This is a genomic window from Priestia sp. FSL P4-0332 (assembly GCF_038005845.1).
Taxonomy (GTDB): domain Bacteria; phylum Bacillota; class Bacilli; order Bacillales; family Bacillaceae_H; genus Priestia.
Genome location: NZ_JBBOUA010000001.1, coordinates 5,019,466 through 5,039,388, shown reverse-complemented (window position 1 = coordinate 5,039,388; position 19,923 = coordinate 5,019,466). Strand labels below are relative to the sequence as shown.

Sequence of the window (19,923 nt, the reverse complement as noted above, 5' to 3'; positions counted from 1 at the left end):
TAGAAAAGGTGGTTTTAAACCTCCATTGCTAAAAATTTTACTTGCTTTTTTGCTGAATTCATCTATACTTTTTTCATGTTTGTATAAATTATGTTAGGGTAATCTATGCATAGGTTAATTCTCAAAATAGAAGGGAAGAGTTTGAAATGGAATTATGGTTCACAGAAAAGCAAACAAAGAACTTTGGTATTACAGCTAAAATTAATCGCACTTTACATACAGAGCAAACGGAGTTTCAAAAATTAGACATGGTTGAAACAGAAGAGTTTGGTAACATGCTCCTACTTGACGGTATGGTAATGACAACAGAAAAAGATGAGTTCGTTTATCATGAAATGGTTGCGCACGTACCGTTATTTACGCATCCAAATCCAGAAAACGTACTAGTTGTAGGTGGAGGAGACGGAGGCGTAATCCGTGAAATCTTAAAACACCCAAGCGTAAAAAAAGCGACGTTAGTTGATATCGATGGAAAAGTTATTGAGTACTCAAAAAAATTCTTACCTTCAATTGCGGGCAAACTAGAAGATCCTCGTGTTGATGTACAAGTAGATGACGGATTTATGCACATCGCTAAAAGCGAAAACGAATACGATGTCATTTTAGTGGATTCAACAGAGCCAGTAGGTCCAGCTGTAAATTTATTTACAAAAGGATTCTATGCAGGTATCTCAAAAGCACTTAAAGAAGATGGTATCTTTGTTGCTCAATCGGACAACCCTTGGTTTACGCCAGAACTTATCTCAAATGTTCAGCGTGATGTAAGAGAAATCTTCCCGATTACACGTCTATACGTAGCAAATATTCCAACGTACCCAAGCGGTTTATGGACATTTACAATGGGGTCAAAGAAACATGATCCATTAGAAGTAAGCGAAGATCGTTTCTTCGATATTGATACAAAGTATTACACAAAAGAATTGCACAAAGCCGCATTTGCTTTACCTAAATTTGTGCAAGATCTTATTAAATAAGTTATCACATACAAGTGAGATGCCAGAGGTTTAAGGCTGGCATCTTTTCTATGAATAATGAAGGAGGAACAAAATATGCGTTTTGATGAAGCTTATTCAGGTAATGTATTTATCGGCAGTCACCCTGTTTTTGAAGAAAGTGAAGCGGTTCTTTATGGAATGCCAATGGACTGGACAGTTAGCTATCGTCCAGGTTCACGATTTGGCCCAACTCGTATTCGTGAAGTATCAATTGGATTAGAAGAATACAGCCCGTATTTAGATCGAGAGCTAGAGGAAGTAAAATATTTTGATGCAGGAGATATTCCACTTCCATTTGGGAATCCTCAGCGCAGCTTAAATATGATTGAAGAGTATATCGACCAGCTTTTAACAGCAGACAAGTTCCCATTAGGCATGGGCGGAGAGCATTTGGTTTCTTGGCCTGTTATGAAAGCTATGTATAAAAAATACCCGGATTTGGCCATTATCCATATGGATGCTCATACAGACCTTCGTGAAGAGTATGAAGGAGAACCACTTTCTCATTCCACTCCGATTCGTAAAGTTGCAGAACTAATCGGACCGGAGAATGTTTATTCATTTGGTATTCGTTCAGGAATGAAAGAAGAATTTCAATGGGCAAAAGAAAACGGCATGCATATTTCAAAATTTGAAGTTCTAGAGCCGTTAAAAGAGATTCTACCAACACTTGCAGGTCGTCCTGTTTATGTAACAATTGATATCGATGTATTAGATCCAGCGCACGCTCCTGGTACAGGAACAGTAGATGCAGGCGGTATCACGTCAAAAGAGCTTTTAGCTTCTATTCACGCAATTGCTAAATCAGATCTTCGCATTGTCGGGGGAGATTTAGTAGAAGTAGCTCCAATTTATGATCCGTCTGAACAAACAGCTAATACAGCAAGCAAGCTTATTCGCGAAATGATCTTAGGCTGGGTACAAAAGAAATAAATAAAGTAAAAGGCGGCCGCTGTGGCTGCCTTTTTTATTTGGAATATGTGAATGCGTCACGTCCTGTAAAAAGGTGAATTCTCGGCGTACCTATCATATTTCCTTTGAAGTATTATTGAATTCTTTCTTTAGAATGTTTATACTATTTAAGTTATAACGTATTCATTTTAATAAGGAAGTGTCTTTTGTGAGTAACGCTTCAGAAGTCAAGAAACCCATTGAAGTTAAAATTGTGACGGATATCCGCGATGGTCACCGAAAAGAGACAACATCGGTAAATGCAAAAGGTATGTATTATGAAAAAGGATCGAAAATTTATCTTACATACACAGAGCGCCAAGAGGAAATCGGAGATATTAGAACAATGGTGAAAATTAGCGAAGATGAAGTATCAATTAATCGAACCGGTGCTGTTCAAATGAAGCAATCGTTTCGTAAAAAGGTACAGATCGAAGGAACTTATATAAGCCCTTATGGACGTATGGATTTACTAACATTCGCTCATAACATTGAATATAAACAAATGACTCAAAAGGGTCGATTATTTTTAACGTATGATCTAGAAGTACAGGGTCAGCCTACCGGGAAATATGCGTTAACCATTACATTCAAGGAGGAGAAAAAATGAACATCGTCGAACAAGTGCAGCAAAAATTAAAAGCTGAAATTCAAGATGCTGTGGTCAAAGCAGGACTTGCTGAAAAAGCAGAACTTCCAGAAGTTCTATTAGAAACCCCAAAAGATAAAACACATGGTGATTATTCTACCAATATGGCTATGCAGCTAGCTCGTATTGCCAAAAAAGCACCGCGTGTTATCGCTGAAGAGCTTGTAGCAAACTTCGATAAATCAAAAGCATCTATCGAGAAAATTGACATTGCAGGCCCTGGATTCATCAACTTTTATATGAATAATTCTTATTTAACAGAGCTTATCCCAACGATTGTAAAAGCTGGTGAAGCGTACGGTCAAACAAACGTAGGGAACGGACAAAAAGTACAGGTTGAGTTTGTTTCAGCTAATCCGACAGGGGATTTACATTTAGGACATGCCCGCGGTGCTGCAGTTGGAGACTCATTATGTAATGTTCTTGAAAAAGCAGGTTACGATGTGTCACGTGAATATTATATCAATGATGCTGGTAACCAAATTAATAACCTGGCTTATTCAGTAGAAGCACGCTACATGCAGGCTCTTGGTTTAGAGAAAGAAATGCCTGCAGACGGCTATCATGGTGCTGACATTATAAACATCGGAAAAGAGCTAGCAAAAGAGCACGGAGACAAGTATGCAAATGCTTCTGAAGAAGAGCGTTTTGAATTCTTCCGTCAATACGGGTTAGATTATGAGTTAGCTAAATTAAAGCGTGATCTTGAACAGTTCCGTGTGAAATTTGACGTATGGTATTCTGAAACGTCTCTTTATAAAAATGATAAAATCTCAATTGCACTTGAAACGCTGAAAAAACAAGGCCATGTATATGAAGAAGAAGGTGCTACGTGGTTCCGTTCTACGACATTTGGTGATGATAAAGACCGTGTGTTAATTAAAAATGACGGTTCATTTACGTACTTAACACCAGATATTGCGTATCACCAAGACAAAATTCAACGCGGATTTGATAAGCTAATTAACATTTGGGGAGCCGACCACCATGGATATATTCCTCGTATGAAAGCGGCGATTCAAGCGCTTGGTTATGAAAAAGATACGCTGGAAGTAGAAATTATTCAAATGGTTCAACTGTATCAAAATGGCGAAAAAATGAAGATGAGCAAACGTACAGGTAAAGCAGTAACAATGCGTGATCTAGTAGAAGAGGTAGGCCTTGATGCAACTCGCTACTTCTTTGCGATGAGAAGTGCGGATACACATTTAGACTTTGATTTAGATTTAGCTGTTTCTCAATCTAATGAAAATCCTGTATACTACGCGCAATATGCTCATGCCCGTATTTGCAGTATTCTTCGTCAAGGTGAAGAGATGGGGATTCAATCAACATCTGGCGCTGACCTTTCATTAATTAGTGCAGAAAAAGAAATGGAACTGCTGAAGAAAATCGGAGAGTTCCCTCAGGCCGTAGCGGAAGCAGCAACAAAACGTATTCCCCACCGCATTACGAACTATGTATTTGATCTTGCTTCTACGTTCCATAGCTTCTATAATGCAGAAAAAGTATTAGACAGCGATAATGTAGAAACAAGTAAAGCACGTATTGAACTAGTGAAAGCTGTTCAAGTAACGCTTCAAAACTCCTTAAAACTAATTGGTGTTTCAGCACCTGAAAAAATGTAACAAAAAAAGAGCCTCTTGGCTCTTTTTTTATTTAAAAAACAAGCGTGGCGCCTCCCGTACGCTTTACTCCTCTCATTGATGCTAAATCTTCCACTAATTTTAGCATCGCTTTATCTTTTAACTTTGCTTCAATCATTACGTCAAAATCTTGTCCGATATCTTTAGCTATTTGCAAAAAAGGTGCGATAAAATCAGTTGAGACATAATCAGAGTGACTTCTAAATTCTTTTTCAGATTTAGGAGAAGAGATATGTACTTTTGGTTTTAACCCGATATGTTTCCACGTGTCAAAGATACGAGGGAGCAATAATTCAAGAGGTTCTTCTCCTTCATTTGCTTTGTGGTGGTGATAATCAAAAAGGAGAGGGACTTTCTCTTTTTCGCATACAGCTAATGTTTCTTCAGTTGTATATGTTTTATCATCATTTTCAAGAGTCATGCGCTTTTTAATGACAGGTGGCAGCGTTTGAATGTTTTCATGAAATCGACCGATCGCTTTTTCTTTATTGCCATAGGCTCCTCCTACATGAATATTAATAAGGGCTTGATCGGCTACTCCCATCGCTTCAAGCATTCTATAGTGATAATCCATATCTTTTACCGCATTGTCTGTAATATGTTTTTTATCGCTTGTAAATAATGTGAACTGATTGGGATGAAAACTCACGCGCAGCTGATGATTCCGAATCAATTCTCCTATCTCTGACCAATCGTCTTGGAACGCATCAATGTAATTCCAATCTACTTCAGGATGAGTCGCTAAAGGGACAAGAGAAGATGATAATCGATACAGCATAATTTCATGAGCAATATTAAAATGTAAAGCGCGCTTAGTATGATTCAAATTTTGTTTTGTGACGTGATGAAGCTTATCCAGTCTCTCGTCTTTTTTCATTTTTTTCCATCTAGTAAACGTGAGGGTTTTAGCAGGTGAGCAGTCCCAAAGCGACAGGGCATGTGATACATAGCCAAATCTAATTTTCATGATAAATCTTCCTCTTTTCGTTCATTAAAGTAACGGAGAAATAAAGGTTGCAAATCCTTGCTTTAATTTTTCACTCCATGTTCGGTTTTTGACATCTTCTAAAGACAAAACCGGGCATTCCCCCATACAAGCTTTAAAGCTGTTCTTTACCTCTTCAATATATGTGGCATCATAGATTAAACAGTTGATTTCAGCGTTTAAGAACAAGCTTCTTTTATCAAAATTAGCCGTTCCTACATCGCAGATAACATTGTCTGCAATTAATACTTTTGCGTGGTAAAAACCGTAATAATATTGATAAATCATACAGCCTGCTTGAAGTAATGTAGGAAGATAGGCAAACGCAGCATGATGAACAAGCGGTTGATCTGCACGCATTGGAATTAAAATATGAACTTGTACTCCCCGTGCACGAGCTTGCAATAAAGCATTCATCAAAGGTTCACTTGGAATAAAATAAGGAGTACCTATGTACAATTCCCTATTGGCTTGGTTGATAATCGATAAAAAGCTTTCTTCAAGTGAAAAACCTTCAGTCGACTGTAGCTGAATAACATAGTCTCCTTCAGAGGTTGGTGGAAAGTATCTTTCCATTTTACGCAGGTCTAAGCCGGTAGCAGCATACCAGTCGCTCAACAGCTGCATTTGAAGATCTTGGATACCTTCACCTTCCATACGCAGGTGGTAATCTTTCCACACCCCAAGCTTGGCGTCGAGTCCTAAATATTCTCTTCCGATATTAAAACCGCCAATGTAGCCCACTTTCCCATCAATAACGGCCATTTTACGGTGATTGCGTGCGTTGAGTGTATAAAACAAATAAGGCCACCGTAGCGTTCGACTGTAAGCAAAATGAACACCTTGTTTTTTTAAGAATGCAATTTTGTTTTTCTTGATTTTATAGCTTCCCACACGGTCTACCAATAACCGGACTTCAATATTTTGCTGTGCTTTTTGGACTAGTAAATCTAAAAAATCTTGGCTAACTTCATCATTTTGTACGATGTAAAACGATAAATGGATAAATGAAGAGGCATTTTCTATTTCGTGAAATAAATCTTTATACAAGACATTCCCGTCTGCGAACAAAAAAAGAGAAGCACTGCGCTTTGGAAATGTATTTTCAGCCTGAGAAAATACTTTCTTTCCAACGCCAAGGTCAATTGCAAGCCAAGCAATAAAAATAATAAAAAGTAAAATTACAACCATGCCGCTCATCATGTCACCTCTTTTCCCGATGTAAATACATTTTATGTTGTTCTTAGTGTCACCTTGTTTAAATAGAATATGAACAAAAGAAAGAAAAGATATTGACTGAATGCTCATTCATTATATACAATGAAAACAGATATATTATCAGAAAATTTAGTCGTCAGGAGGAAAGAAAGGTAACAAATTATTCAAGGAGGGGACGAGATGACAGGGTTGCTGTGGGTGAATTTTCTCTTTTTTATTATTGTAACCGCTTACGCTGTTTCTTTGTTTGTATATTTAATTCGCACACGCATTGAGTATATTCAATTAGGAAAAAAAGTTGAATTTGATCAGCGGTTAAAAGAAAGGCTGCAAAAAATTTGGGTGAACGTGTTTGGACAAAAGAAGCTGTTAAAAGATAAAAAAAGTGGAATTATGCACGTCATGTTTTTTTATGGGTTTATTTTAGTTCAGTTCGGCGCGTTAGACTTCATTATAAAAGGTTTGCTTCCAGGTAAACATTTGCCGCTTGGACCTTTATATCCCGGCTTTACATTTTTTCAAGAAATTGTGACGTTTTTGATTTTAGTAGCAGTTGTCTGGGCTTTTCACCGCCGCTACGTAGAAAAGCTTGTGCGTTTAAAAAGAGGGTTTAAATCTGGTTTAGTACTGATTTTTATTGGAGCACTTATGCTGTCAGTGCTGGTTGGAAACGCTATGTCAATCATCTGGCATAATCATGAACCAGCATTGACAGAACCGATTGCGTCATCTATTGCCATCTTGTTTAAGGGAATCAATGATGTTGCCGCTATTTCCATTTTTTATGTTTCATGGTGGATTCACTTAGCCGTGTTATTGACGTTTTTAGTATATGTTCCTCAATCAAAACATGCTCATTTACTGGCTGGACCGGCTAACGTATTTTTTAACCGTGTTTCTAAGCCAGGTAAGCTTGAAAAGATTGATTTTGAAGATGAGACGCAGGAGACGTTTGGAGTTGGAAAGATTGAAGAATTTACACAGCATCAGCTTATTGATTTATATGCCTGTGTAGAATGCGGTCGATGTACGAATATGTGTCCGGCAACGGGTACAGGGAAAATTTTATCTCCAATGGATTTAATTTTAAAGATGCGCGATCACTTAACAGAAAAAGGAGCGGTTGTGACATCTAAGGCACCTTGGGTTCCTACGTATGCATTCTCCAAAACAAAAGGGAATCAGCTGGCGATGATGGCGGCCAGCCAAGGCGGAGCAGAGGCTGCAGCAACAGCAGAATATAATCCAGCTTTAATCGGAGATGTCATTACAGAAGAAGAAATTTGGGCATGTACAACGTGCCGAAACTGTGAAGATCAATGTCCAGTAATGAACGAGCATGTAGATAAGATCATAGATTTACGACGTTTTTTAGTATTAACTGAAGGAAAGATGGACGCGGATGCTCAGCGTGCCATGACGAATATTGAACGTCAAGGAAACCCTTGGGGATTAAATCGAAAAGAGCGTGAAGAATGGCGGCATGTAAGAGAAGATGTTCACATTCCGACTGTTAAAGAAGTAAGTAAAGCCGGTGAAACGTTTGAGTATTTGTTCTGGGTAGGTTCGATGGGATCTTATGATAACCGCAGCCAAAAAATCGCTCTATCGTTTGCAAAGCTTCTCAATGAAGCGGGTGTTTCATTTGCGATTTTAGGAAATAAAGAAAAAAATTCTGGTGATACGCCGCGCAGGTTGGGCAATGAATTTTTATTCCAAGAGTTAGCTTCTAAAAATATCGCTGAATTTGAAAAAAATGAAATCAAAAAAATTGTTACGATTGATCCACATGCTTACAATATCTTCAAAAATGAATATCCAGATTTCGGTTTTGAAGGAGAAGTGTATCATCACACAGAATTATTAGCTATGTTAGTGAAAGAAGGTAAGCTGTCACCAAAACACGCGGTTAATGAAAAAATTACCTTCCATGATTCCTGTTATTTAGGAAGATATAACGAAGTATACAGTCCACCAAGAGAAATTTTGAAAGCGATTCCAGGTGTTCGTTTGATTGAAATGGATCGCAACCGTGAAAATGGTATGTGCTGTGGAGCAGGAGGAGGGTTAATGTGGACGGAAGAAACGACCGGCCAGCGCATTAATGTAGCGCGCACGGAACAAGCCTTAGCCGTTAACCCAAGCATTATCAGTTCAGGTTGCCCGTACTGCTTAACGATGCTAAGTGACGGAACAAAAGCAAAAGAAGTAGAAGAACAGGTTCATACGTATGACGTAGCAGAACTGCTTGAAAAGTCAATTTATGGTGACGTGCAAGAACAGGTTTCATAAAGGAAAAGTAGAGATGGTCTTCATCTCTACTTTTTACAGAAAGGAAATTGAGCAAGCGTTCAATCGGGAAGGACAAAGATTAGGAAAAAGAGGAGGAAACAATAGTGGGGAAAACAGTTATTGTGAGTGCAGTTCGAACACCTTTTGGAAAATTAGGTGGCAGCGTAAGTGGACTAAAAGCGGCAGAACTAGGCGGGAAAGCGATTCAAGCAGCATCAAAGGGACGTACAGAAATTGATTCCGTTATTATGGGGTGCGTACTGCAAGGGGGCCAAGGACAACTGCCTTCTAGGCAAGCCATGCATTATGCAGGTTTACCGTGGCAAGTAGAGACGGAAACCATTAATAAAGTTTGTGCATCGGGCATGCGCAGCATTACAACTGCTGATCAGCTGATTCGATTAGGAGAAGCAAAAACAATCATTGCAGGTGGAATGGAATCGATGAGTAACGCACCGTATCTTCTTCCAAAAGCAAGGTGGGGATTCCGTATGGGAGATAGTGTTGTGACGGATTTGATGGTTCATGACGGATTGACATGCAGCTTTACAGGAGTTCAAATGGGTACGTATGGAAATGAAATAGCTTCTGAAATGAATATTTCCCGAGAAAAGCAGGATGAATGGGCCCTTCGCAGTCATCAATTAGCGGTGGAGTCAGAAGAGAAAGGGATATGGACTGCAGAAAGAATTTCAGTTGATATTCCGTCTAAAAAAGGAACGATAACGGTTCAAAAAGATGAAGGACCAAGAAAAGATACGTCGTTAGAAAAACTCTCGTCTCTTCGGCCTGTATTTGGTCACAGCGGAACTATTACAGCAGGAAATGCACCTAGCGTGAATGATGGAGCAGCTGCGCTCATGCTAATGGATGAAGATGTAGCAAAAGCAAATGGCTATGAGCCGTTGGCTACGATTGTAAACCATACTTCTCTTGCGATGGAGCCAAGGGAATTTCCGAAAACGCCTGGGTTTGCTATTAACAAGCTACTGCAAAAAACAAATAAAACAGCAGACGATATTGCGCTGTTTGAAATCAATGAAGCTTTTTCAGCAGTAGCGTTGATGAGTATGGAGATTGCGGGACTTCCGGCTGAAAAAGTAAATGTGAACGGGGGGGCAGTAGCACTTGGACATCCAATTGGAGCAAGCGGTGCCCGTATTGTTGTAACGCTCATTCATGAATTAAGACGACGAGGCGGCGGCCTGGGCATTGCTTCTATTTGCAGCGGCGGCGGCCAAGGTGATGCCATCATGGTAGAAGTGTAAAAGGGGGATACCAACTTGAATATTGAAACAGTTATGGTTATTGGAGCAGGTCAGATGGGAGCAGGAATTGCACAAGTATTTGCTGCGAGCGGATATCAAGTTTCTTTGTATGACGTTGATCAAAAAAATACACAAAAAGGAATAGAAGGTATTGATAAACGTCTGAAAAAGCAGGTGGAAAAAGGTTCTCTCTCAGCTAAGGAATATGAAGAAATTATGGAGCGCCTTCACCTGGCAAATGAAATAACAGCAGCACAAAAAGCAGATTTAATTGTCGAAGCGGTTGTGGAAAAGATGGAAGTCAAACAAGCCATTTTTGCGGAGTTGGATTCGTTAGCCCCGAGTCATACTGTTTTAGCAACCAACACGTCTTCGCTTCCTATTACTGAAATTGCAGCTGTGACCACTCGACCTGAAAAAGTAATTGGCATGCACTTTATGAATCCTGTTCCGGTGATGAAACTCGTTGAAATTATTAGAGGGCTGGCTACTACCGATGAAGTGTATCAAGCAGTCTATGAAACAACGAAAAAATTAAATAAAACCCCGGTGGAAGTTCATGATTTTCCAGGGTTTGTTTCAAATCGAATTTTAATGCCAATGATTAACGAAGCTGTGTTTACGCTCTATGAAGGTGTAGCAAACGAAGAGGATATTGATCAAGTGATGAAACTAGGAATGAACCATCCAATGGGACCTTTGACATTAGCAGATTTCATCGGCCTCGATACATGTTTATTCATTATGGAAACGCTTCATAAAGGGTTTGGTGATGACAAATATCGTCCTTGTCCATTGCTTAGGAAATATGTAAAGGCAGGGTGGCTTGGTCGAAAAACAGGAAAAGGATTTTTTACGTACGAAACATAAAGGAGTGGCGAAATGATCTTTTTTACGTCTGAACAACACATGATTAAAAAGATGGTAGCTGATTTTAGTGAAAAAGAAGTCGCTGCGGCTGTGCCAAACATGGAAAAGGGTGAATTTCCTCGAGGTTTATTAAAGCAGATGGCTGATCTTGGCCTGATGGGCATTCCCGTTCCTCAAGCATACGGAGGGGGCGGACTGGACTTTGTGTCGTACATGATTGCCATCCACGAAATATCAAAAGTAAGTCCAGCCCTCGGCGTCATTTTGTCTGTTCATACTTCTGTAGGTACGAATCCTATTGTCGTATTTGGGACGGAAGATCAAAAACAAAAATATGTAAAAAAACTGGCGACAGGTGAATATTTAGGTGCTTTTTGTTTAACCGAACCTAGTGCAGGGTCTGATGCTGCAAGCTTAAAAACAAAGGCAGAACGAAAAGGAGACCACTATCTTTTAAATGGCTCAAAGCTTTTCATTACAAACGGCGGAGAAGCGGATACGTATATTGTATTTGCTAAAACGAACCCCGAACGCAGGTCGAGAGGGATGAGCGCTTTTATCGTTGAAAAGACGATGGAGGGATTTTCAGTAGGAAAAGATGAACATAAGATGGGTCTTCACGGTTCTCGAACGGTTCAACTGCACTTTGAAAATATGCAGGTACCTGTAGAAAATCGTCTCGGAGAAGAAGGTGAAGGCTTTCGAATTGCGATGGCTAATTTAAATGCCGGAAGAATTGGTATTGCTGCTCAGGCGGTAGGGATTGCTGAAGGTGCGTTAACGGCAGCTAAAAACTATGCAAATGAACGATATCAATTCGGAAAACCGATTTTATCTCAGCAGGGTATTGCCTTTAAGCTGGCTGATATGGAAACGGCCGTTGAATCAGCGAAGCTTTTAATGTATAGAGCCGCTTTTTTATATGACCAAAAACTTCCTTGTAAAAAAGAAGCCTCAATGGCGAAATTATTTGCTTCCCAAACAGCGATGAATGTAGCAATCGATGCGATTCAAGTTTTGGGAGGTTATGGTTATATGAAAGATTATCCAGTAGAGAGGTATTTTCGCGATGCCAAAGTATGCGAAATCTACGAAGGTACAAGCGAAATTCAGCGCATCGTCATTAGCAGTCAATTATAGGGGGAATAATCATGTTTTTTAAACTTTCAGAAGAACACGAAATGATTCGAAAAATGGTGCGGGACTTTGCCAAAAACGAAGTGGCTCCGACAGCTGCACAACGAGATGAAGAAGAACGTTTTGACAGAGGAATCTTTAAGCAAATGGCTGATCTAGGATTAACAGGTATTCCATGGCCGGAGCAATACGGAGGAATTGGCAGTGACTATCTAGCTTATTGCATTGCCGTTGAAGAACTGTCTAGAGTATGTGCATCGACAGGCGTTACTTTGTCGGCTCATACTTCTCTAGCCGGCTGGCCAATCTATACATTCGGAACAGAAGAACAAAAACAAAAATACCTGAAACCTATGGCAACGGGTGAGAAAATAGGTGCTTATGGATTAACCGAACCGAGTGCTGGATCAGACGCAGGAGGAATGAGAACGCTCGCCGTAAAGGACGGAGAAGATTATATTTTAAATGGCTCTAAAATCTTTATTACAAACGGCGGCGAAGCGGATATTTACGTTGTATTTGCTCGCATCGACCCCAATGAAAAACGCACGAGCGCTTTTATTATTGAAAAAGATATGCCGGGATTTTCAGTTGGTAAAAAAGAAAAGAAACTGGGCATTCGCTCTTCACCTACCACAGAAATTATTTTCGAGGACTGCCGTGTTCCAAAAGAAAATTTGCTAGGAAATGAAGGAGAAGGATTTAAAGTTGCGATGATGACACTAGATGGCGGCCGAAATGGCATTGCAGCGCAGGCTGTAGGAATTGCTCAAGGGGCGTTAGATGCGGCCGTAGCTTATGCCAAGGAACGTCAGCAATTTGGTAAGCCAATTATTTCTCAGCAAGGAATTGCTTTTAAGCTAGCCGACATGGCCACGAGTATAGAAGCTGCAAGACTGTTAACCTATCAAGCTGCTTGGCTGGAGTCCCAAGGGCTGCCATATGGCAAAGAATCAGCCATGTCAAAATTATATGCTGGGGATACAGCAATGAAAGTAACGACAGAAGCTGTTCAAGTATTTGGAGGATACGGTTATACAAAAGATTATCCAGTAGAACGTTTTATGAGAGATGCAAAAATCACGCAAATTTATGAAGGGACACAAGAGATTCAGCGTCTTGTCATTTCTAGGTATCTTGCTAAATAAAACACTTGTTGTAGGAGAGGTGAAAAAAATGAAAAAGAGAGAAGTTCTCACATCCATTAAAGATGAAAAGCTGATTGTAGAGCGTCGTAATCAAATGATTAAAGGGGCCGTCACGCTATTTAAGGAAAAAGGTTTTCACCGAACAACAACAAGGGAAATTGCCAAAGCCGCTGGGTTCAGCATTGGTACGCTTTACGAATATATTCAATCTAAAGAAGATGTTTTATATCTTGTATGTGACAATATTTACGATGAAGTGAGAGTGCGATTAGAAGAGATGGTAGTGGATCGTTATACAATCGCTGAGCTTCAACAAGCGATTCAGCACTATTTTAAAGTTGTGGATGAGCTTCAAGATGAAGTATTAGTCATGTACCAAGAAGCGAAATCGTTGTCTAAAGATGCGCTTCCATATGTATTAAAAAAAGAGCTAGATATGGTTGAAATGTTTAAGGTTATTATCGAAGGCTGCGTAGAAAACAATCAATTTGCACTTACGGATAAAGAAATTTCGCTGTTTGCTCATCATTTATTTGTTCAGGGTCAGATGTGGGCATTTCGCAGATGGTGGCTGCAAAAGCATTATTCATTAGAAGAATATACAAATATGCAGTTAGATTTTTTACTTAAAAATTTTTCATTTCAACAACTGTGTGAGGGGGAGACAGTTTGAATACAAGCAAAAGACCGCTTCGTTTTTTAACCGCTTCTAGCCTGTTTGACGGCCACGACGCGTCCATTAATATTATGAGACGAATTCTTCAAGCCAAGGGGGTAGAAGTCATTCACCTGGGGCATAACCGATCTGTTGAAGAAATTGTTAACGCTTCCATACAAGAGGATGTTCAGGGGATTGCCATTTCTTCTTATCAAGGCGGCCACGTAGAATATTTTAAGTATATGTACGATTTACTCCAAGAACAACAGGCTTCTCATATTAAAATTTATGGCGGAGGAGGAGGGGTAATTATTCCGAGTGAGATTCAAGAGCTTCATGATTACGGCATTTCTAAAATCTTTTCTCCGGAAGATGGACGAAAAATGGGTTTAGAAGGCATGATTCAATTTATGATCGATGATTGTTATTACACCAATCCCCCTGCACTGCCGAAGGATCGAACCTTAACGCCGGCTAATGACCGTTTAATTGCCCAGCTTATTACATGCGCTGAAAATGAGGCCTATGAATACACAAAAGAGCATGCAGCCGCTCTTGAAGAAATCCGAGAAAGTGTAATCGAAAGCGAGACGGATCAAAAAATACCGGTTATTGGAATCACAGGAACAGGAGGAGCGGGGAAAAGTTCGCTTACGGATGAATTAGTAAGGAGGTTTATTGAACATATTCCAGATATTCATGTAGCTGTCTTATCCGTTGATCCAACTAAACAAAAAACCGGAGGAGCGCTTCTTGGGGATCGAATTCGCATGAACATCGCAGCGTCTCCTCGTGTGTATATGAGAAGTTTGGCCACACGTTCATCTGGACATGAGCTATCGGCGGCCATTCGAGATGGAATTGCCGTCGTGAAAAAAGCGGGTTTCGACATTATCATTGTCGAAACAAGCGGCATCGGGCAAGCTGATGCTCAAGTTAAAGATATTGCAAACGTCTCTCTTTATGTAATGACAAGCGAATTTGGCGCGCCGTCGCAGTTAGAAAAGATTGAAATGATTGATTACGCAGACTTTATTGTAATCAATAAATTTGAAAAAAAAGGTTCCGAAGACGCAAAAAAACAAGTGCAGCGTCAATATCAGCGCAATCATCAGCTGTTTGAAAATAATCTCTCTAATATGCCAATTTACGGAACAATTGCGAGTCAGTTCAACGACGGGGGAACAAATATTTTATTTGAAGATCTTGTAAATCATCTGCATCAAACATGCCGTACGTCTTGGCACGTAGAAAAATCATCAGAGCGCGTAAGTGAAAAGAAATATACCATCATTCCTAATGATCAACAGCAATATTTACAGGAGATTGTAAATAGCGTTCGCTCTTATCACCGCAATACGGATGTTCAAGTGCAAACAGCGCGTAAATTTTATCAGCTAGAGGGTGCTCTGGAGGAAGTGGAAACAGAAACGGCCAAGCAAGAGCTCACTCAGCTAAAGGAGAAATATCAAAAACAGCTAACGGCTGAATCGATTGAAAAGCTGGAAAACTGGCCTAAATTAAAAAGTCAGTATGGGCAAGAAGAACTTATTACAAAGATAAGAAATAAAGAAATTAAAACCTCTCTGCAAGTTGATACCCTATCAGGACTGCGTATTCCGCGCGTGGCCCTTCCAAAAGTTGAAGAATACGGGGAAGTTCTTCGTTTTCTTTATAAAGAAAATGTGCCGGGTGCGTTTCCTTATACAGCAGGTGTTTTTCCGTTTAAACGAAAAGGAGAAGATCCTAAGCGCCAATTCGCAGGCGAAGGAACACCAGAACGAACAAATCGCCGCTTTCACTATTTGTCAAAAGATGATGAGGCTAAGCGTTTAAGTACAGCGTTTGATTCTGTAACGCTTTATGGAGAAAATCCGGATCCAAGGCCGGATATCTTCGGGAAAATTGGCGAAAGCGGCGTAAATGTCTGTACGCTTGATGATATGAAACTCTTGTATAAGGGATTTGATCTTTGCCATCCGTCGACTTCCGTTTCGATGACGATCAATGGGCCGGCTCCAATATTACTAGCTATGTTTATGAATACAGCTATCAGTCAGCAGGTGGAAAAGAAGGAAGAGGAGCTGAAGCGTCCTTTAACAGAAGAGGAATACGAGGACGTAAAATCGGGTACGTTGAAACAAGTGAGAGGAACCGTTCAAGCGGATATATTAAAAGAAGACCAAGGGCAAAATACGTGTATTTTTTCCACAGAATTCGCATTAAAAATGATGGGAGATATTCAGCAGTACTTTATTGACGAGAAAGTGCGCAACTATTATTCTGTTTCTATTTCAGGCTATCATATTGCTGAAGCAGGAGCCAATCCAATTTCTCAGCTCGCGTTTACATTAGCCAACGGTTTTACGTACGTGGAATATTACTTGAGCCGAGGCATGCACATTGATGATTTTGCTCCTAATTTATCTTTTTTCTTTAGTAATGGACTTGACCCTGAATACACGGTTATCGGACGTGTAGCGAGAAGAATCTGGGCAATTGTGATGCGTGATAAATACGGCGCGAATGAACGCAGTCAAAAGCTTAAGTATCATATTCAAACATCCGGCCGATCGCTTCATGCACAGGAAATTAATTTTAATGATATACGTACGACGCTGCAAGCCTTAATGGCTCTTCATGACAACTGCAACTCTCTTCATACCAATGCGTATGATGAAGCAATTACAACACCGACAGAGGAATCTGTACGAAGAGCGATGGCCATTCAATTAATCATTACAAAAGAGCATGGATTAACTAAAAACGAAAATCCACTACAGGGCTCTTTTATTATTGATGAACTAACAGACTTGGTAGAAGAAGCGGTCTTGGCTGAGTTCCAACGCTTAAATGATCGAGGCGGCGTTTTAGGTGCGATGGAAATGCAGTATCAGCGAGGTAAGATTCAAGATGAATCGATGGAATATGAGATGCAAAAACATACGGGAGCTTTACCTATTATAGGAGTAAATACGTATATTAATCCAAATGAAGAGGAAAATTCCTCAGTTGATGACATGCAGTTAGCCCGCGCATCAAAAGAAGAAAAAAATCATCAAATTAATCAGCTTCAGAAGTTTCAACAGCAGCATGAAGAAAAAAGAGAAGATGCGCTGAAAAGGTTAAAGAAAGCTGCAACAGAAGGAGAGAACATTTTTAAAGAGTTAATGGAGACCGTTAAAGTAGCCAGCTTAGGAGAAATTACGCGAGCTTTATATGAATGCGGTGGGCAATATCGCCGAAATATGTAATAATGTATCGTTAGTATATAGTGATATATTAAAAGCCGAGATGACCGTTTGTTGGTCATCTCGGCTTTTATAGACCTAACCCTAGCGGAGTCAGAATAACTGATGGTGAATTCCTTTTGGTTAAAGGATGCTGTTGGCGTATTAAGTAGAATGTATTATAGTGATAAAATGTCTGTTTTTTCGTTGTTTTATGCGAAATTCTCGAGAATTTTAGAAACGAGGCTAGCATAAATGTATTGAATTTGTTTATAATGAATGGTATGTATTTATTCGTTTCCATCATTTACACATATGATGAATTGATTTAATAGATTTTCGATATACATAGCCATAGAAAGGATGTGCCAGATTTGAGTTTAGCACAGTACTCAAAAACGGATTTAAAAGAAATGTCGATGATTGAGATTGCTTATGCGCTTCTAGAAGAAAAAACAGATCGTCAAGCAATGTCATTCCAAGAAATTATTGCTGAAATTAAAGCAGCAGCTGAAATGTCAGATCAAGAATTAAAAACGAGATTAGCTCAGTTTTATACAGATATTAATATTGATGGTCGCTTTTTAACAGTAGGGGACAACCACTGGGGTCTTCGTGGATGGTATCCTTTTGACCAAGCTGAAGAAGAAGTTATTCCGGTTGCAAAACCTAAAAAGAAAAAAGCGAAAAAAGCTGTTGTTGAAGAAGTTGAAGATTTTGATGATTTAGAAGAAGATTTGGATTATGAAGATGTTGATGATCTAGACGAAGAAGAAGATTTTGAAGACATTGACGAGCTAGAAGAAGATGAAGATGATCTTGCAGAAGACGATTTTGACGATTTAGAAGATGATCTAGACGATGATGAGGAAGACGAAGAAGAAGATTATGAGGACGAAAAAGAAAAATAATCCTTCTTGACTTTTTCAAGCGAAGTAGGTAGAATCTTTTTTGGGCTCTTTAAACAAGCATTTAAAAAGTTTTTATTTAAAATAGACTATTGCTCCCAATCCAGTTTTGGTATTGGGAGCAATTTTTTTATTTTATCTATCCATGTTTTACACCCCGATATGTTCTTATAAATCCTTGATAGAAACTTTCTTTTGGTTCTTGAACGTTTCACATTCATAAGGTTTCTTATAATTTCGCATGCACAATGAATGAATTGTGATTGTTTATGTGAAAACTTTTAATATTGTACAGTTCAAATTATTTAGAGGGGGAAGTATAGATGACAAAGTATATTTTCGTAACAGGCGGTGTTGTATCATCTCTAGGAAAAGGGATTACAGCAGCTTCTTTAGGCCGTTTATTAAAAAACCGTGGGTTGAACGTAACGATTCAAAAGTTTGATCCATACATTAACGTAGACCCAGGAACAATGAGTCCATACCAACACGGTGAGGTATTCGTAACGGATGACGGCGCGGAAACAGACTTAGACTTAGGTCACTATGAGCGTTTTATCGATATCAACTTAAATCGCTACAGCAACGTAACAACAGGTAAAGTATATTCAACAGTATTGAAAAAAGAGCGTCGCGGTGATTATTTAGGCGGAACAGTTCAGGTTATTCCGCACATCACAAATGAAATTAAAGAACGCGTTTTCCGTGCAGGTAAAGAAACAAATGCGGACGTTGTTATTACTGAAATCGGCGGAACGGTAGGAGATATTGAATCACTTCCTTTCCTAGAAGCTATTCGTCAAATCAAAAGCGATATTGGCCGTGACAACGTTATGTATATCCACTGTACACTTGTGCCATATTTAAAAGCTGCTGGTGAAATGAAAACAAAACCGACACAGCATAGTGTAAAAGAATTACGTAGCTTAGGTATTCAGCCAAATGTTATCGTTGTTCGTACGGAAATGCCAATTTCTGAAGATATGAAAGACAAGTTAGCTTTATTCTGCGACATTGATCCAAAAGCGGTTATTGAGTGTGCAGACGCTGAAACATTATATGAAATTCCACTATCTCTACAAGAGCAGCACCTAGATCAAATCACATGCGATCACTTGAAATTAGATTGCAAAGAAGCAGAAATGACTGAGTGGAAAGCACTGGTTGAGAAAGTAAAAGGACTTTCAAATACGACAAAAATTGCATTGGTTGGTAAGTATGTAGAGCTTCAAGATGCTTATATTTCTGTCGTAGAAGCAATGAAACATGCTGGATATGCATTCGATGCAGATGTAAACATTAAGTGGGTAAATTCTGAATTTGTAACAAAAGAAAATGTTCAAGATTTACTTGGCGATGTAGACGGTATCTTAGTTCCAGGTGGATTTGGTGATCGTGGAATTGAAGGTAAAATTGTAGCAACACAATATGCACGTGAGCAAAAGGTTCCATTCTTAGGTATTTGCTTAGGTATGCAGCTGGCATCAGTTGAGTTTGCACGTAATGTATTAGGATTAGAAGGCGCACATTCAGCGGAAATTGCACCTGAAACAAATTATCCAATTATCGACTTATTACCAGAACAAAAAGACGTAGAGGACCTAGGCGGTACACTGCGTTTAGGACTATACCCTTGTAAATTGTCTGAAGATACGCTTGCATATGAAGCATATCAAGATGAAGTGGTATATGAGCGTCATCGTCACCGCTATGAATTTAATAACGAATACCGTCAACAAATGGAAGAGAAAGGTTTTATCTTCTCTGGTACAAGCCCAGACGGCCGTTTAATTGAAATTGTAGAGCTAAAAGATCACCCATGGTTCTTGGCTTCACAATTCCACCCAGAGTTCACATCTCGTCCAACAAGACCGCAACCATTGTTCAGAGAATTTATTCGCGCATCAATGGAGTCAAGCCAAAACAAATAAGTGAAATAAAAAACACGCTGTCTTTAGACAGCGTGTT

At 39.4% G+C, this 19,923-nt stretch carries 15 protein-coding genes; 13 read left to right on the top strand and 2 right to left on the bottom strand.

The window, feature by feature from the left end; translation table 11 throughout:
* Nucleotides 1-146: 146 nt before the first annotated feature.
* The 4 genes from speE (at nt 147) to argS (ending at nt 4,223) form a co-directional block, all read left to right on the top strand.
* Complete coding sequence (speE, locus tag MKY06_RS26425) at nt 147-974, top strand: spermidine synthase (protein WP_013059843.1); 828 nt, start codon at nt 147-149, stop codon at nt 972-974.
* 75 nt (nt 975-1,049) lie between these two features.
* Complete coding sequence (speB, locus tag MKY06_RS26420) at nt 1,050-1,928, top strand: agmatinase (RefSeq protein ID WP_216888906.1); 879 nt, start codon at nt 1,050-1,052, stop codon at nt 1,926-1,928.
* A 187-nt stretch (nt 1,929-2,115) separates the two neighbouring features.
* Nucleotides 2,116-2,556 (top strand): DUF1934 domain-containing protein, encoded by a 441-nt coding sequence (locus MKY06_RS26415; protein ID WP_014457736.1) that lies wholly within the window; start codon nt 2,116-2,118, stop codon nt 2,554-2,556.
* Nucleotides 2,553-4,223: an arginine--tRNA ligase gene (argS, locus tag MKY06_RS26410; RefSeq protein WP_025601750.1), complete on the top strand. Its 1,671-nt coding sequence runs from the start codon at nt 2,553-2,555 to the stop codon at nt 4,221-4,223. The genes MKY06_RS26415 and argS overlap by 4 nt, the downstream gene beginning before the upstream one ends.
* 31 nt (nt 4,224-4,254) lie before the next feature.
* Here the strand turns inward: argS and uvsE are convergent, their stop codons facing one another.
* Entirely contained in the window at nt 4,255-5,208 is a 954-nt protein-coding gene (gene uvsE, locus MKY06_RS26405; RefSeq protein WP_013059839.1) for a UV DNA damage repair endonuclease UvsE, read from the bottom strand.
* A 24-nt stretch (nt 5,209-5,232) separates the two neighbouring features.
* Nucleotides 5,233-6,426 carry a cardiolipin synthase gene (gene cls / locus MKY06_RS26400; protein ID WP_049815259.1) on the bottom strand — a complete coding sequence of 398 codons (1,194 nt, stop codon included), beginning with the start codon at nt 6,424-6,426 and terminating at the stop codon, nt 5,233-5,235.
* A gap of 198 nt (nt 6,427-6,624) precedes the next feature.
* Here cls and MKY06_RS26395 point away from each other — a divergent pair, with 198 nt between their 5' ends.
* The 9 genes from MKY06_RS26395 to MKY06_RS26355 all read left to right on the top strand — a co-directional run bounded on the left by MKY06_RS26395 (nt 6,625) and on the right by MKY06_RS26355 (nt 19,886).
* Entirely contained in the window at nt 6,625-8,736 is a 2,112-nt protein-coding gene (locus MKY06_RS26395; protein ID WP_029319419.1) for a (Fe-S)-binding protein, read from the top strand.
* 104 nt (nt 8,737-8,840) lie between these two features.
* A complete protein-coding gene (locus MKY06_RS26390; protein WP_013059836.1) occupies nt 8,841-10,004 on the top strand; it encodes an acetyl-CoA C-acetyltransferase in 1,164 nt (387 codons plus the stop codon).
* Nucleotides 10,005-10,019: 15 nt separating this feature from the next.
* Complete coding sequence (locus MKY06_RS26385) at nt 10,020-10,874, top strand: 3-hydroxybutyryl-CoA dehydrogenase (RefSeq protein WP_025601784.1); 855 nt, start codon at nt 10,020-10,022, stop codon at nt 10,872-10,874.
* A 12-nt stretch (nt 10,875-10,886) separates the two neighbouring features.
* Nucleotides 10,887-12,014: an acyl-CoA dehydrogenase gene (locus MKY06_RS26380; RefSeq protein ID WP_025601785.1), complete on the top strand. Its 1,128-nt coding sequence runs from the start codon at nt 10,887-10,889 to the stop codon at nt 12,012-12,014.
* A gap of 11 nt (nt 12,015-12,025) precedes the next feature.
* A complete protein-coding gene (locus MKY06_RS26375) occupies nt 12,026-13,159 on the top strand; it encodes an acyl-CoA dehydrogenase (protein ID WP_025601786.1) in 1,134 nt (377 codons plus the stop codon).
* A 28-nt stretch (nt 13,160-13,187) separates the two neighbouring features.
* Nucleotides 13,188-13,832: a TetR/AcrR family transcriptional regulator gene (locus MKY06_RS26370; RefSeq protein WP_013059832.1), complete on the top strand. Its 645-nt coding sequence runs from the start codon at nt 13,188-13,190 to the stop codon at nt 13,830-13,832.
* A complete protein-coding gene (gene icmF, locus MKY06_RS26365) occupies nt 13,829-17,071 on the top strand; it encodes a fused isobutyryl-CoA mutase/GTPase IcmF (protein WP_098277602.1) in 3,243 nt (1,080 codons plus the stop codon). Before MKY06_RS26370 ends, icmF begins: the two co-directional genes overlap by 4 nt.
* Nucleotides 17,072-17,421: 350 nt before the next feature.
* On the top strand, nt 17,422-17,958 hold the full coding sequence (rpoE, locus tag MKY06_RS26360) for a DNA-directed RNA polymerase subunit delta (protein ID WP_013059830.1): 537 nt from the start codon (nt 17,422-17,424) through the stop codon (nt 17,956-17,958).
* 320 nt (nt 17,959-18,278) lie between these two features.
* Entirely contained in the window at nt 18,279-19,886 is a 1,608-nt protein-coding gene (locus MKY06_RS26355; RefSeq protein WP_013059829.1) for a CTP synthase, read from the top strand.
* The last annotated feature ends 37 nt before the right edge of the window (nt 19,887-19,923 follow it).